Raw genomic sequence first — 15,346 nt, 5'->3', positions numbered from 1 at the left:
TCGCTTTTATAAAATCACATTAAGATATCTTATTAATTTAAATATTCAAATGTAAAATTACGCAAAGCTAACGTAGTATTGATTAATAATTGAACCATACAAGCGATTATATTTTGGCACTATGTTCCATCCGGATTTTACCAATACACAAAAAACCTAGGACACTTGTAATAAATGTCCTAGGTCCTTCTAAAAATAATTATTTAATTTCTTTAGATTCTGCTAATTCTTTATACCAATGCGCACTTTTCTTAGGATAGCGTTCTTGAGTATCAAAGTCGACATAGAATAGGCCGTAGCGTTTTTCATAGCCATTAGACCATGAGAATACGTCCATTAATGACCAAATAAAGTAACCTTTAACATTAGCACCATCACGAATGGCATCTGAAATTACTTCAAGATGTTTTTTAACATAATCAATACGTGCATCATCATCTACTGTTTTAAGTTCTTCATCAAATTCATCTTTATAACCAAGACCATTCTCAGTAACATAAATTTTATGATAATTAGGATATTCTTTTACTACACGCATAATTTGATCATATAAACCTTGAGGATAAATCATCCAGTCCCAATCAGTACGTGGTACGTCTACATCAAATTCACGTTGTCCTACGCCTTTAAGTTGATACTTAGAACCACCTTTATCGCCAGTGGCATTATGAGTAATTTCAGATTCGCCCTCGTAGCCTCTCATCCAGTCACTCATATAATAGTTAATACCTAAGAAATCATTTAAATCTTTAGCGGCATTTAAAATAATATAATCATCTTCTGGAATATCTAATTTTCCACCGTTAACAGATAAAATGTGTTGAACGCCTTCCATTGTTTCACGAGAATATTTACCAAGATACGTAGCATCTAAGATAAATTTATTGTGAATAATATCTTCAAGTTCTGCTGCTCTTACATCTTCTGGATTTGATGGGTCATAAGGATATTTAGTTGGTAACGCATGTACAACACCGATTTCACCACTGTATCCATTATCTTTAAATAATTTTACAGCTTTAGCATGTGCTACCATCATATTATGATGAGATTGGAACACTTTAGCGAAATCATATTTTATTCCAGGAGGGAACTTACCTACTAAGTATTGTCCATCTCCAATCGGGCCAATTTCATTAAATGTCGTCCAATAATTAACCTCTGAAAATTCTTCAAAACAGAAGCTTGCATATTCTACAAAGTGATCAATTGTTGTACGGTTTAAGAAATCTCCATTACTATGCAGATTTTCTGGCGTATCGAAGTGATGTAATGTAACAAAAGGTTCAACGTGACGTTTATGACACTCTTTGAAAAGATTGTGATAGAATTCTACGCCTTTTGGATTCACTTCGCCAAAACCATCTGGAAAAATTCTTGACCAAGCAATAGAGATACGGATACCATTTACTCCATATTCTTCACTTAGTTTTAAGTCTACAGGATATCGATTATAGAAATCACTCGCTGGTTCAGCTGTATACCAATAATTTTCTTCTAGATAAGTGTCCCATGCTACACGACCTTTTCCATCTTTTTGAGTCGCACCTTCCGCTTGATACGCTGCTGTCGCACCACCGAAAATAAAATCTTCTGGTAATTTTTTCATTATACTTTTCTCTCCTAAATTATTTTTCAAATTGTTGTTGAACGAAGTCTAATGCTGCTTTGCCATCACGTGTTAAGTTAATATATTCAACACCTTGTGTTTTAGCTAATTTAATACCTAAACGATCTGTATCTTGCTTAATATCTTCGTAGTTTGAAGCTACTTGTGGCGCTAAAATAATTAAGTGATAATCTTTCATAATATCCATATGCGCACCATATCCACCTGCTGCCGCTTTAACTGGTACATCGTATTCTGATGCTGCTTTATTAAGCGCATTTGCTAGTAATCCACTTGTACCACCACCAGCACAAAGTACTAAGACGTTTGTTTCTTCAGTAATATGGTTGCTTGATGCTTGTTCTTGTTGTTTAGTATCATCTGATGCAGTATCATTAGTTGCTTCTTTAGCACCCGCTGAAGCTAAGATTGCATCTGCTTTTTGTGTATTGAAGTTGGCTGATACTTTATCTTGTAATTCAGTGTTAGCTTCTTTGTTACCTAATTCTTCTTCTAAAATTTGTTCGTCATATACTTTCACGAATGGATAGTAAATAATAACATCGACGACTATTAATACAATCGCTAATACAAATGACCAGAATGCGAGTCCAGTACCCATCACGATACCTAATGGACCTGGAGTCGTCCATGGTAAGAAGATACTAAAACTATTCATACCGAGTACGTCTACGAAGAATTTAAAAATCCATACGTTAACGATTGGTGCTAAAATGAACGGAATAAAGAATACTGGGTTTAAGACTAATGGTGCACCGAATAAAATTGGCTCGTTTACACCGAAGAACGTTGGTACAACTGATGCTCTACCAATCGCTTTATTACGTTTCGATTTAGTTAACCACATGAACATAAATGGTACGACTAATGTTGCACCAGTACCACCCATAGTAACAACGAACATTTGAGTACCTGGAGTGATAACTTTATCAGCATGTTCACCCGCTTGGATTAAGTGTAAGTTTGTTTCTAAGTTAGCGTAAGTAATCGCTGCGATAGCTGGTTCTACGATTGATGGACCATGGATACCTACGAACCAGAAGAACGCAAAGGCACCAAAGATAATTGTTACACCAATCCAACCGTCTGCTGCAGTAAATAATGGTTCGAATAATTTCAATACTGCATTAGCAACGTTTGTATTTACTAAAGCATGAGAAAGTAAGTCTAAACCATATAAAATTAAAATTGCTGCAGATAACGGGAAGATATCTTTAAATACTTGTGAAATATTTGGTGGAACTTCTTTAGGCATTTTGATTGTAATATCACGTTTAATAAAGAAGTTATAAACGATTACAGTCACAAATGCAGATAAAAATGCTGTTAATAAACCTTTAGTTCCTAGGAAGGCACTCAAAAATCCTCCCTCTTTAACTGGGTCAGCAGCTAAGAATAAGAACCCAGCCATTGCAGCCATCATTGTTGAAATAAAGTTAATTTGGTTCGTTTTGTCTAACTTCCGATTGAATGAATCGGTCAACGACTTGGCTGTAGTACCGGCAACGATCAAACCAACAATTCCCATCGTTTCGTTTGTACTTTTTCTATGTATTTCTAACTGTTTATAAACGTTGTTATATCAATGTTTTGTAGCTACATCATTATTGTAGATTGCTATTAATTTTTAATTAACGTATTCAAAACGTATTCAAAATAAAAACGCCACTTTGAAAGTGACGTTTAAAATGAAATATCTAACTTGTCCGTGTGCTAACCATTTACATTATCATTCTAAGTTAAACTTCATTCTTTTTCTAATAAATTGTTATTCTATGGTTGTTATATTTTATATTCTATTTATGATATTATCTACTTATCAAAATAGAATATAAATATTGGAGTATAAATCATGAATAAAGCTAATAAATCATTGTACTTTTATTTAATGCTCTTTTTTTCAACGACACTTGTAGGGGCTATCTTACTTTATTTACCCTATACTGGTAAAAAACCTATAAACTTTATAGACGCTCTTTTTATTGCTTCTAGCGCTTTCACTGTTACGGGTTTATCTCCAGTTGATATAGGAGCCCAATTTAACCTACTTGGAGAAGTAGTTATATTATTATTAATACAAATCGGTGGGCTTGGTATTGTGACTGTAACAATGCTCGCATTTGTGTTCTTAAATAAAAAGGTTTCACTGCAAAACAGATTTTTAATTATGGTCACATGGAATATAGATGAAGCTGGGGGAGTTGTCAAATTAATTAAGCATTTAGCAATTTATAGTTTTATTACAGAATTGATAGGTGCATTTTGTTTAAGTCTATCATTTATACCTAAATTTGGAATTGGACAGGGCTTATTCATCAGTTTATTTACTGCTGTATCAGCTTTTAATAATGCTGGTTTTGCCTTATTTAAAAATAATCTAATAGACTTTTCTAACGATCCAGTAGTTATCATTACTGTACCCCTTTTAATAGTTCTAGGTGGATTAGGACATTTCGTACTTGTTGATTTGATTAACTGCAAAAAACTTAATAAGCTTTCATTTCATTCAAAAGTGGTACTATCAACTACTTTTGTTTTAATTATTTTTGGCGCTATATTATTCTTTTTATTAGAACAATCCAATACTTTAAATAATATGGGATTGATTGAAAAAATAGGTAATGCCCTATTTCAATCGGTAACGACAAGAACAGCCGGTTTCAATAGTATTGATATGGGAAATATTAAAACCCCTACCGCTTTATTATTAATGGCACTTATGTTTATTGGAGGAGCTCCTCTTAGTGCTGCTGGAGGTATTAAAGTAACAACATTTGCAATAGTTTTTATTTTTGTTTTAAATGCTATACATAAAGAAAATACTGTCTCTTTGTTTAATAGAGAAATATCTGACAAATATATTAAACTATCTATTGTGACAATTAACATTTCTATTATTTTCATATTCGTTATTACTTTTTTATTAACAATTATTAATCCAAACATACCATTAGTTAAAATATTGTTTGAAGTTATATCCGCTTTTGGGACTGTTGGTTTGACTATGAATCTAACATCTGAATATCACGGCTTAACAGAACTAATTATCGTGATTGTTATGCTATTTGGTAAAGTGGGGTTATTAACTATGGCAAGAGCTTTTATTTCTCCAAGAAGCCCTAGAAAATATCATTACCCAAAAGGACATATTCATATTTAATAACAAAGCCTCCTCTATGAAAAATAGAGAAGGCTTTTATTTATATCAAAAAAGCAGAATTATTTCTTAGTAATATTAAAAGCATGGAGTGTAACTCCATTTTACTGCGCCAAGTTCATACAGAATTTCTTTCTATATAAACCGATTAATTATTATTAAAAGTAACATACATATTCTTCCAAATGAGCAAAAAACGTCACTCTTTAAGTGACGTTTAGCAATATATTTAGCTTGCTCGCATGCTTACTAATGCAATTAATTAAAAATCTATAGTGCTGGTAAAACTTCAGCATAATTACTACTTTTACCAACCTTAAAAATAATTTTAGGGTTTTCTTCTTTAGATTTATTTTCAGATTCTCTCAAGATTTTGTTTCCATTTATATTTCTCTCGTAAATTGTTTCATTAACTAAAACACCAATGATAAAATCATTTAGTAATGCAATTCCGGTACTAGAAAAAATGGTAGCAAGAAGAATGAATTTCAAACTACTCTTATATTCTTTTTCTCTACAAAAATGTAAAGCGCCTCTCTCAGCGTCTTAAAGTACATAAAAAACGCCACTATTTAAGTGACGTTTATAACTTTATATTTAACTTGTCCGTGTGCTATTTACTAATTTGGGATTATGAGCCAAAAGGTCCTGATAAGTTATAAATACATCTGGCTCATTTAAACCATTTGAACGAATTGTATTTGCTTTTTCAATTACTTTTTCAATTAAAGTATTAGTTACTTCACGATGTTTAAGATTGATTAGTTCAGGAAAATAATCACATTTAAATACCTCTTTACAATTAATAGCTGTATCTACGTTAAATCCATTCTGATTTTTTTCACTTTGACTTAAGATGTGATAATATTTTTCTGTTTCTGAACGATTAACAACGTTAAATTTATCCTTATTAAGTGTTGATTCAGTTTCGAGAAAGAAGACATTACTATTATTATTTAATATCACAATAAATTGTCTTGGTTTGACTTGTGAATTTGGATCACGAGAAAACCTAATTCTAGCTATAAAAACACTAGATTTATCCATAAACTAATTCACCGTCTATTTTTTCAACAAATACGCTATCTTCTTCTTTTTCCAACGACTCTAATTCAATATAATCTTCATCTGTAATTTTAGTATCACGACTATAAATAAATGTATTGTCTCCAATTTTATCAACAAATAAGTTATCTAAATCCATCGCTTTATAGGAATTAAATAATTGAATAATATTATCTCTTTCAACTTCATTAAAATCAGCAAAATCTAGAGAAGGGTTATAATCTACCCTTTCACAATCTTCTTTTTTATTTTTCCAAGGGCTTTGTGCATGTGATATATCACTTAATTTCTTATAATTATCACTTTGTCCAAACATAAAATTTATTATTTTTAGAAGTTCGATAGTGTCTTTATCTAGATTTACATTTTGCTCTTTAATACCCACCATTCCGTTATGCTTAAAATCAACATATATATCTTGATATACCGGACCATTTTTATAACCCACTACATCCTGTTTAATTAATTTTTCTCCATTTAGTACATAGTTAAAAGAATCAGCAAAATATAATAATTTATTTAAAGTTAAATTACCGTCATAGGTATTTTCTTGTGTTTTTAGATTGTTATTATAAAACCAGTTAGCAATATTATAAACACTATATTGTTTAACCATGATTAACTCCTCCATAATCAACACATCATATTGAACATAAAAATAACAGCGACTATACGCTGTCACTGTGTATATGTTTTCAATATATAATACACAAAAAACAGCATGTAACTTTCTGTGTATTCACTAAGATGTGTTGCGAATATGCAACGTTTATATATAATATAAAACATTTTTGTACTTTTTACTATACATTTACATAAATTTGTCAAGTTGATTATAAATTGTTGACACAAAATGTTAAATAATTACTAGGCTTCATATTTAAACTTTGCCCATTTTTTTTAGGTATCGACAAAACGCATACCCCTTTTAAACCACATTGCTAAATTGACAATCTAGTTACTATCTTTTATATTTTCTCTTTATAATAAACATCTGCAACATTTAAGAATAAATATGATCGTCTTTTTACTTCAATAATCTCAATGCTATTGTACGACTTAATATTATTTATTTTCCTCTCTAATTTATCTACTGATAAAGCTTTAATCTTTTGTACCTTTAATAACCGATTAGCCATGTTACTTCCTCCTATGCCTTTTTAAACACTCCTACCCTAAGTATTTAATAACGTAAACAATATAATTAATATAAAAATAGATGTAATCTCAGCTTAAAGCTACCTCTATTTATGTATCAAAGCGGTTGCTTTATTCACTTACATAACGTCGCAAGTTGCGATGGCAGACATGATGGAACGTTTCGTTCTCCCCTTATGATGTTTTATGTTCTTTGGTGCGTTCTGGTTCAGGTAGTGTAGCAATTTCGTATAATACCCTACTTCCTAAATTCATGTACGTGTATGAATTTGAGTTAAGTTCATTTGCGATTTTCATCATTTTGTTAGCTGTATCGTGATGCATGTTAATTGATCGCAACCACTTACCAAACTCGCCATGTGCTAAGTCATTCTCTTTTACGTGTTTCAATCTTCGACCAATCTCGAAAATAGATTGACCAGCAATGTTTTGATAGCTTTTGATTTCTGTTTCAATTGTGGTTAGGTCGTTGCTAAGTTGTAATTCGTTCATGTTGACCTCCTTTTATCTGCCCTAACGTTTCATTCAATTAGCTACCGTCACAAACCGTTACATCAGCTCATTCACTAAATTAGTGCGTTACCTTACACGCTAAAATACCTTATGAACTGTATGTAATTTTGAACATATGCCACTGTCCATATTTGGACTGTGAAACTCACGGCTCAAATCTGAGCCGTGAGATCATACATCATAAATATGTTTTGGCTATAAGCTGCGTAGCTAAATTGACTACGCGCATCTATAAGTTAGATAACCGATATTTCGGTTTTCTAAAGTACCGTTTTAGTAGTTCGGATATTAGAGAACTCACATTTGAGGTTTCTAGCTATGTATTCAGAGAAGCCAGATTTGGCTTTTCAGAATTTAGAGAACAGGTATTGTTGTTTTCTGATTTACCATTGTTATATGCGAATAATAAATTGAATACGGCCAACATTTCGGCTGTATTAACCAGCTCAATTTTGAGCTGGTTGAATAATTAACACGCTCACATTTGAGCATATTAAATATGTATAGCTATTCAGTTCTATTACTGAGCTCACATTTGGGCTGGGTGATAAACTAATATCCTCAAATTTGGGGATATTAACAGAAACGGCTAATAGGTCCACTTATGGACACATTTAACCAATCCACATTTGGGCTGGTTAAACCACTTCCCTATTTTAAGGTACTGGTTTACAAGCATACTTTTAAGTCCGTTTGTAACTTAATGAAATATAAAGTTTTGACAAGTTGTATTTATCTTTATACATAGCCTATAAGCGTTGCTAAACGTCTGATTATAGCGTCACGTTTACGCAATATACTTGTTTTACTTATGCCGAAGTAATCTGCTATATCTTGCCACTCATAACAGCCAATCGGACACTCCCAATACCTAAAACGAATAATTTCTTTGCTTTCGTTGTCCGCTTCATCTATGAGTTGATCTACACCATTAACAATATTACACAATCTCTCATATTTATTTTTCATAACTACGCTGTTTGTTTCGTTGTTGGTATCATTTAGCAATTCAAAGTGAGTAAACTTCATTTCTTTGCGATACTGCTCTATACGTTCTATATAGTCCTCTAATTTCTTAATATCGTGTCTTTCAATCGTTAGCAAAGTAATACCCCTCTATATTTCAAGTTTTTTAAAGTTGTTTTAGAACCTAGTACTAATTATAGATTATATATAACTCATGAGCTTACTAATAAACAATTAAATGTACGCTTTTTACATATTCGAAGCGGATATATCGCTCATATATGTATATATGCTCAATAGAGAAGCCTAGAAGCGATTGAATAGCTTAAATGATGTTTTATTACCTAATTATATTAAAACGTCTTAAATAGGCTTAAAATTAATTGCTCAACCTTATTAAAACCTTATCATTTTTAAAAGTCGCCAACCTACCTAAAATCTTACTATTGTTGTGTGTTCAAAGCGTTGATATAAAACCATTTTACAAATTTAAAAAGTTCGCTTACCTTTGTAAAAACTTGGTATTCTTATTTTGCTCTACCTTCCCTAAACCTTCCTAATTTTTCTTACATACCTTGCACAAACCTTGCACATTTTATTTTTGCTCTACCTTTGGGAAAACTTGGGGTTTTTGAGTTATGAAAAACGCTTCAAATCAACACTTATATTATTTCGATACGTTGGTTATAAAAACGGACTACCTCCCCCTTACCTATCCCTTTTTTATGGCGTTCAAAAAGTCCATTTATGGCTGCCGAAAATGACAAATAAGAATTTGTCTATCACAATAAAATATTAAGGGTGCGACAATTTAGGTACCCCCTTACTTATTCCAATAACCTAACAAAACTTAACATTTGATTTAAAGGGGGCTGAATAATAGTGACACCTTATATAATCTTAAAAAGTCATAACTTGTTAGCATTCACATAGTAGTTAGTCATTTTTGACTATGTACTTATGTGGTTATTAATGAAGTTGATCCCCCTTATATATTTAAAGCCCTCAACATTCTTCATCATTTAAGTAAGTTATTGTAAGTTTTAAACATAGTATGTGGGATTGTATAACAAACATTAATCTTTCTAGTATGTAGTAATTTGTAGTAGCTTAATCAATGCTAAATGTTACATAGCTAAAATAACTTTGAAACTATACTACATCTGCATTTAAGCCAAATTAAACACCCTCCGAAAATTTGCATAAATTGGCATTAATAAAATGTACACGGTCAAAAATGATCGCATAATTTTAAACTGTTAGACATTAACGACTAATAGCTCAAGCTAATCGAAAATGATTAACTTAAATATTTTTAAACTTTTTATGAGGAATAGTTTTGCTTAGTCAAAAAAGTCAAACCAAATAAGCTGCTACTTATTATTAAGTAACAGCTTTTTCATACTAGGATTTGCTAGGTTATCTCTCAAAATCTTTCCTACATTTTCCAATATTCTTATATAAAAAATACCCAACATTTCCCAACATTTTGGGAAACTATTATCGCATATATAAATTAAATGCTAGCATTTTTTAGAATAGCCCCCTCACGCATGAAAAAAGAATAAATTTGGAGAGTAGATACCCCTCGCCGTTCTCCAATAACACTTTTACTCTTTAAATGTTTAGAGTGGGGAGGTATTAACTGGCTTCATTTACAATCTTATCTAGCAAACCGTTATACATTTGTCTAATGCGTTCTCCCGAAAGATTAAATACCTTTCCTACTTCGTTAAAAGACTTACCCTGACATAATAAGTAAAATACAAAGTATTCTTTATCCGTTCCCAATTTGTCTACAATTTGCTCTAGTTCATTAAAAAAGATTTGATTGTCGATATTATCATTTACTTCTACCGCTTCGACATCATCATTAATTTCAAAGAAGTTATCTATATCTAGCTCACTCTCTTTTACATCAATCGTAGTCGTGTTATGACATTCTTTTATAAACCGCTTAACTGTTTCTCTATCATATTTCATACTTTAGCACCCTCTTAATATGAATAAGTTGCTTTATATAAATCAGATCTTAATCGATTAATTAGTTCATTATTTACTACTACACCATTAGAACGAATGTAATACATTATTTCTTTTTGCTCACTTGATGTATATCCTTTAACCACTTCTTTAAATAGTGCTAGTTTCTTACTTGATCTTTTAATATATGCGTTTAGCTTAGCCTTTTCTTCTAGAATATGTATAACTAGCTTCTCAAGTGGATAAGAAACAGATACGAAACCAAACTCATTAGAAGATGAATGAGAGATATTTAAGTAGTACATTGCTTCAATTTGCAATCTAATACCCTTAATTTTTGTATTTATGAACTGCGGACTAAATTCAGTTAATAGTGCATATTCTGTTATCTTTGCTTCACGGTAATATAAACAATGTTTCACTCGTTTAATATTCATTCATACACTCCTATTCATTATCGTTTAATACATCTAAGTAACGCTGTTTAACTGAACGTACCCCAATATAGCCCGCTTCATCTTTCGTTGCTGGTACGCCTAAATAACTCATTTTAAGCGTATTCAACGTATTTCTTTCACTTATCAATCGTTTGTATTCCACTTCATCAGAATAAGGGTATAATACCTCTCTTTTTAGTTTCTCGAAGTCTTTTGATATATGTTGCTTTTCTAATTCAGTGAAGCGGTTATTAATCAAACTTTGATATAGATATATCTCATATATTTTCGTGTTAGACGGTACTAATTGTTTAATAAGCGTTATTGCTTCGCTATTAGTTATAAGTGATAACCTAGCTTGTAAATCCTGTCGCTTAATAATTTCAACATGTGGATCATCTATATTATTCTCTAATGCTTCACTTTGCATGGTGCATAATTGATTATTGATACTTTGCAACTTACAAACTGCAAACGCCTTAAACTTATTCTCTAACTTCTATATTTTAGGTAATTGCTCATTGTCTATATCCTCAATACTATATCTTTGTTTAACCATATCTCTCGTTCGATTAAGAAACGCTTCTAACTCATTGATAATTGCTTGATAGTTACTATCTTCAAACAGTACACTCCATGCGTCAGCAATAGCTTGATTGCTTTCTTTAGTAATTGTCATAGTGTCTTACCCCCTGTTTCATTAATAGATTGAAAAAACCACATTTCAATTAATAAAATTTCCTCTAATTCATCAAATTGCTTTTAAGCACGTTTACAGGCTCATTTAAAGCATTTAACTGTTTTTAATGTTATTTATCGTATCCAATTATCTTTGCTCGAAATGATAGCTTAAAATAGCAAATAAACATGTTTTAAATTCAAAATAAAGTCACGGACAAAAAAGTCCGCAACTCTTATCTATGCTTTGAAGTCTTTAAGTCTATAATCTGCACCGTGCATTTTAATTACTTTTGTATTTTTCATTAATCGACTAAATATCTTCGCCATATCTTTTGTAGTAGCTAATTCTGACGCTTTATTATTAGTTGTAATAATGTTGTGCTTTCCAGTTCTTAGATTGGCTACGGTAAACATCTTACTAATACCGTATTGCGTGAGTGATGTTCCGTAGTCATCTATTACAAGTAAATCAACTTCTTTAATCAATTTATCAAGTTCTTTTTCTGTGATATTCGATTGCTTATTATATGTGTCTCGATAAGCTGTAACTAATTCTGATACATCTATAAATAAAGCTGTAAAACCCTTTTTCTTAACTTCTCTTACAACTGACATTGCTAAATGACTTTTTCCAATACCAAAACTCCCCTCAAGTAATAATGATCTAGGATTATCTAGGTTAAAGTTTGCTGTATATCTTTGAATAATTTGTTTTGCTTCTAAAAGATTATTATTTGTGGGCTTATAATTATCAAATTTGGCATTTAGCAAATCATCATTAGTCATTGACTGGTTAAATACATTTTCAATACTTAATCGCTTTTGTTTAGCTTTATAGTTGTGTGTACTTTCTTTAGCTTTATCAATCATGTAACAGTCACAACCTATACGCTCCTCTTGTCCATTATCAAATTTATAGTAATCGTATCTATTGCCACATTTTTCACATTTTAAATCGAGTTGTTTATCTACAATTCCGCTTCTTAATTTAGTGTTTAAATTAATTTCTGTAATATTTTTCATAATTAAGCCCCCTAGAACAAATCTCGATATTGTGAGTTATCAAACGTTTCTTCTTGTGTCATTATTTCCTTACGCTTATTATTCAGAAAGTTATTCTCACTTTTATTTTGGGTGCTTAAAACTTCTCTTTGTTTTCTACGCGCTTCTATATCCTCAACTGTCTTGATATTATCTTGATACCAATTCTTTAAGATACTATTCACATACGCCCACTTATAAACGTTATTGTTAATCGCTTCTTTTAATGCTTCGATAACTATATCGTCATTACCGTTGAAATCTTCTCTCCATGCTTCTATCTTTTCTACAATTGTAGAATTAAGACGACCAAATCCATTATTTTCATAAAAAGTAAAAACATTATCCGCTTCATGTATTGTTTGATTTTTATTTTCGTTAGTATTTAACTCTTTTTCCATTGCTGCAAATACTTCATCAGTTTTATTATGTTTCTTATTGTTAGGTGTCACTTTAGCTAGTGCTTTCTCTTTAGTATCTACATCATCAGCTATCCAGTTTTTAATTACTGCTATAAAGTAGTTAAGCCCTTTATTATTATCCTTACAGTAGTTAGTAGCCACCTTTACTACATCAAGCGTATTATCTTTAATATCTTGTAAGAGATTGCTTACTTCTTTTTGTTTATTAGTGTTTTGCATTTCAACAAAATTATTCAAAAGAAAGTCGTAAGCTGTTGTTGTGTCGTCACTACTACTACTGTTATTCTTCTCTTTGTTATTCTTAATATTGTTTTTCTTAATACTGTTATTCTTAGTACCTACATTTTGTCCGTGTACATTTTGTCCGTGTACGTTTTGTACGCGTACGAATTGACCGTGTACGAATTGACCGTGTACGAAATGATGATTGATTGTGTAAATAGTTTTACTAAAACCATTATCGGTGCGTTCTCTATGTTTACTAATCACTTGTTTATCAAGTAATTCTTTTCTATGTTTGTAAAATCGTTTCTCGCTAATGTTTAATTCGTGACATATTAAACTGATACTAGGAAAAGCTGTATCTTTGCCACCTGCATAAGATGATAAGTAACTGTATATAGCTTTAGCCTCGATACTTAATTTAGGTTCTTTCATGACTTGCTTATAAATTGTTCCATATCCGCCTGTAACATCAATTAATCTATCACTCATAGTTACCACCCTCACTTTCATATAACACTGGTGCTATCTGTCTTTGTAATACGTTATCTATATACTTATATGTGATCTTTAAGTAACCTAGTTTTCTTAAATGGTTAATTCTGTTTAATATCGTTAATTTATTATGACCGTACAAGCTAGCGAAATACTCATCGCTAGCAGTACAATAACCATATTCATTACTAAATGATGTTATTTCTGCAAAAATTACCCTTTCGCTATCAGTAATGCGATTGTCATATCTTACGTTAGCGGGTAAAATAGAGAAGTAACTAGGTTGTTTTCTTAATTGTTTTATATTGCTCATAATGTTATCCTTTCATGTAGATTTTTTAGTTTACCTAACTATTTAATCGGCGTTACTTTCGCTTTGGTCGGTGGGAAGTGACGCTTTTTTTACGTTTTCGAGTGTTGTATCCAAACGTTCTAGGTAAGTGCCTAACAAATCAATATGTTGTGTAATGTAGCAACGATGTTCATGATAACTATGACCATGCATTTTTATTTCTTCAGTAGTTAATAAGTGATTAGGTTCATGGTTAAAGTATCTATTCTCAAACCACCCAAAAGTATCTTTTAAACCCTCTATTTTCTCTTTGATGATTTCTATATCTTCGATTAAAATTTTAGTTTCTAAATTCATTTTATATCCTCCTAATCGCCTCATTTTGAAGCGGTTTATATTATTATGATGTTTCTATCTGCTTTTCCTTAATGGCTCTCTAAACGTCTTATATGCGTTTATTAGCCATCTGTTCTTTTCTAATCTCGTACTTGATTAATGTAATAATTGAAGCTAGTCCATAGAATGCTAGTGAATAGTGAAATTCACTATACATACATATAAATATGGTTATTACACTTATATAAATAAGTTCGTTTATAAATCTAAGCATTTTCAACGCCTCCCCTTTATTTATCTACACCTGCATTATATTTGTCGTAAATACTTTCACTGACCTTAATATCTAAATTAAAGCGATTTTTAGCCTCTGTTAGTGTTACTACATCATCAAGTATGGTTTGTCTTACCTCTAACATTGGCGGCGTCATATCGCCTTTCTTAATGGCCTTTTTAAAGCCGTATAACGTTGAAGTTGTTTTATTAGCTATCATATTGGCTTTAATGTAATTGACTGGATTATCATTCTTGTGAGCCTCTTTAACAATGTTCATTGCTTCTTTTTGCTTTTCTTTGTCTAACATTCTAAAGGCTTGATAACCTTCTAGGCCTGTTGCTCTACGTAACTCAACAAGTAAGTCACATATCCAATCTTGAAACTCTTCCGCTTCGGCTTTATTAGAACGCATGACTAATCTGTATATGCCTTTTTCATTGATAACCGACATATTTTGTTCTCCTCCAAGGGTACGCACTTTGTGTGTATCCTTTACATGAGTAGGCAATACTCTTATTGCTGAATAACTATCTCTAAAACCTAATATCGTGGCTACGTCACTCGCTATTGCCCAATGCTCCCCGTCTTTATCTATAAAACGTATTTCATTACCTTTGAAAATTTGCTTAATCATATAGCACCTCCAGTTATTTGACTGATACTACTTAACA

Annotated in this window: 16 protein-coding genes and 1 pseudogene; 1 reads left to right on the top strand and 16 read right to left on the bottom strand. The window is 31.4% G+C overall.

Features of this window, described 5'->3' with window-relative positions:
* Window positions 1–199: 199 nt before the first annotated feature.
* Together lacG and HS848_RS09600 are read right to left on the bottom strand one after the other, a co-directional pair.
* Complete coding sequence (lacG, locus tag HS848_RS09605; RefSeq protein WP_198612177.1) at window positions 200–1,612, bottom strand: 6-phospho-beta-galactosidase; 1,413 nt, start codon at window positions 1,610–1,612, stop codon at window positions 200–202.
* A gap of 16 nt (window positions 1,613–1,628) precedes the next feature.
* Window positions 1,629–3,176: pseudogene (locus HS848_RS09600) on the bottom strand (PTS lactose transporter subunit IIBC); the annotation flags it as partial.
* Window positions 3,177–3,482: 306 nt separating this feature from the next.
* On the opposite strand from HS848_RS09600, the gene HS848_RS09595 reads away from it, so the two are divergent.
* Entirely contained in the window at window positions 3,483–4,790 is a 1,308-nt protein-coding gene (locus tag HS848_RS09595; protein WP_198612142.1) for a TrkH family potassium uptake protein, read from the top strand.
* A 594-nt stretch (window positions 4,791–5,384) separates the two neighbouring features.
* On the opposite strand, the gene HS848_RS09590 is transcribed toward HS848_RS09595, so the two are convergent.
* The 14 genes from HS848_RS09590 to HS848_RS09525 form a co-directional block, all read right to left on the bottom strand.
* Window positions 5,385–5,834, bottom strand: coding sequence for a hypothetical protein (locus tag HS848_RS09590; protein WP_198612141.1), 450 nt, complete (start codon window positions 5,832–5,834; stop codon window positions 5,385–5,387).
* Window positions 5,827–6,468, bottom strand: coding sequence for a Panacea domain-containing protein (locus HS848_RS09585; RefSeq protein ID WP_198612140.1), 642 nt, complete (start codon window positions 6,466–6,468; stop codon window positions 5,827–5,829). Before HS848_RS09585 ends, HS848_RS09590 begins: the two co-directional genes overlap by 8 nt.
* Before the next feature lie 352 nt (window positions 6,469–6,820).
* On the bottom strand, window positions 6,821–6,991 hold the full coding sequence (locus HS848_RS09580; RefSeq protein WP_198612139.1) for a hypothetical protein: 171 nt from the start codon (window positions 6,989–6,991) through the stop codon (window positions 6,821–6,823).
* Between the two features lie 193 nt (window positions 6,992–7,184).
* Complete coding sequence (locus HS848_RS09575) at window positions 7,185–7,502, bottom strand: DUF3102 domain-containing protein (RefSeq protein WP_198612138.1); 318 nt, start codon at window positions 7,500–7,502, stop codon at window positions 7,185–7,187.
* Window positions 7,503–8,261: 759 nt separating this feature from the next.
* The gene (locus HS848_RS09570; protein WP_198612137.1) at window positions 8,262–8,627 is read right to left on the bottom strand and encodes a transcriptional regulator; all 366 of its coding nucleotides are present in this window, start codon (window positions 8,625–8,627) and stop codon (window positions 8,262–8,264) included.
* 1,503 nt (window positions 8,628–10,130) lie between these two features.
* Window positions 10,131–10,472 carry a sigma-70 family RNA polymerase sigma factor gene (locus HS848_RS09565; protein WP_198612136.1) on the bottom strand — a complete coding sequence of 114 codons (342 nt, stop codon included), beginning with the start codon at window positions 10,470–10,472 and terminating at the stop codon, window positions 10,131–10,133.
* A gap of 14 nt (window positions 10,473–10,486) precedes the next feature.
* A complete protein-coding gene (locus HS848_RS09560) occupies window positions 10,487–10,909 on the bottom strand; it encodes a pathogenicity island protein (protein WP_198612135.1) in 423 nt (140 codons plus the stop codon).
* A gap of 10 nt (window positions 10,910–10,919) precedes the next feature.
* Entirely contained in the window at window positions 10,920–11,369 is a 450-nt protein-coding gene (locus tag HS848_RS09555) for a hypothetical protein (protein WP_198612134.1), read from the bottom strand.
* A 39-nt stretch (window positions 11,370–11,408) separates the two neighbouring features.
* Window positions 11,409–11,588 carry a hypothetical protein gene (locus tag HS848_RS09550; protein ID WP_198612133.1) on the bottom strand — a complete coding sequence of 60 codons (180 nt, stop codon included), beginning with the start codon at window positions 11,586–11,588 and terminating at the stop codon, window positions 11,409–11,411.
* A gap of 239 nt (window positions 11,589–11,827) precedes the next feature.
* A complete protein-coding gene (locus HS848_RS09545) occupies window positions 11,828–12,613 on the bottom strand; it encodes an ATP-binding protein (protein ID WP_198612132.1) in 786 nt (261 codons plus the stop codon).
* Window positions 12,614–12,624: 11 nt separating this feature from the next.
* The gene (locus HS848_RS09540; protein WP_198612131.1) at window positions 12,625–13,767 is read right to left on the bottom strand and encodes a DnaD domain protein; all 1,143 of its coding nucleotides are present in this window, start codon (window positions 13,765–13,767) and stop codon (window positions 12,625–12,627) included.
* Window positions 13,760–14,083 (bottom strand): helix-turn-helix domain-containing protein, encoded by a 324-nt coding sequence (locus HS848_RS09535; RefSeq protein WP_198612130.1) that lies wholly within the window; start codon window positions 14,081–14,083, stop codon window positions 13,760–13,762. The genes HS848_RS09540 and HS848_RS09535 overlap by 8 nt, the downstream gene beginning before the upstream one ends.
* Before the next feature lie 42 nt (window positions 14,084–14,125).
* Window positions 14,126–14,419, bottom strand: coding sequence for a type II toxin-antitoxin system toxin TscT (tscT, locus tag HS848_RS09530; RefSeq protein WP_198612129.1), 294 nt, complete (start codon window positions 14,417–14,419; stop codon window positions 14,126–14,128).
* A gap of 269 nt (window positions 14,420–14,688) precedes the next feature.
* Complete coding sequence (locus HS848_RS09525) at window positions 14,689–15,309, bottom strand: BRO-N domain-containing protein (RefSeq protein ID WP_198612128.1); 621 nt, start codon at window positions 15,307–15,309, stop codon at window positions 14,689–14,691.
* Window positions 15,310–15,346: the final 37 nt, after the last annotated feature.

The sequence above is a fragment of the Staphylococcus caledonicus genome (assembly GCF_016238465.1).
GTDB lineage: Bacteria > Bacillota > Bacilli > Staphylococcales > Staphylococcaceae > Staphylococcus > Staphylococcus caledonicus.
This window is presented reverse-complemented; position numbering and strand designations above follow the sequence as displayed.

Coding starts and splice junctions, on each gene's coding strand:
- HS848_RS09595 (WP_198612142.1), top strand. CDS start 3,483: ATGAATAAAGCTAATAAATCATTGTACTTTTATTTAATGCTCTTTTTT.
- HS848_RS09590 (WP_198612141.1), bottom strand. CDS start 5,834: ATGGATAAATCTAGTGTTTTTATAGCTAGAATTAGGTTTTCTCGTGAT.
- HS848_RS09585 (WP_198612140.1), bottom strand. CDS start 6,468: ATGGTTAAACAATATAGTGTTTATAATATTGCTAACTGGTTTTATAAT.
- HS848_RS09580 (WP_198612139.1), bottom strand. CDS start 6,991: ATGGCTAATCGGTTATTAAAGGTACAAAAGATTAAAGCTTTATCAGTA.
- HS848_RS09575 (WP_198612138.1), bottom strand. CDS start 7,502: ATGAACGAATTACAACTTAGCAACGACCTAACCACAATTGAAACAGAA.
- HS848_RS09565 (WP_198612136.1), bottom strand. CDS start 10,472: ATGAAATATGATAGAGAAACAGTTAAGCGGTTTATAAAAGAATGTCAT.
- HS848_RS09560 (WP_198612135.1), bottom strand. CDS start 10,909: ATGAATATTAAACGAGTGAAACATTGTTTATATTACCGTGAAGCAAAG.
- HS848_RS09550 (WP_198612133.1), bottom strand. CDS start 11,588: ATGACAATTACTAAAGAAAGCAATCAAGCTATTGCTGACGCATGGAGT.
- HS848_RS09545 (WP_198612132.1), bottom strand. CDS start 12,613: ATGAAAAATATTACAGAAATTAATTTAAACACTAAATTAAGAAGCGGA.
- HS848_RS09540 (WP_198612131.1), bottom strand. CDS start 13,767: ATGAGTGATAGATTAATTGATGTTACAGGCGGATATGGAACAATTTAT.
- HS848_RS09535 (WP_198612130.1), bottom strand. CDS start 14,083: ATGAGCAATATAAAACAATTAAGAAAACAACCTAGTTACTTCTCTATT.
- tscT (WP_198612129.1), bottom strand. CDS start 14,419: ATGAATTTAGAAACTAAAATTTTAATCGAAGATATAGAAATCATCAAA.
- HS848_RS09525 (WP_198612128.1), bottom strand. CDS start 15,309: ATGATTAAGCAAATTTTCAAAGGTAATGAAATACGTTTTATAGATAAA.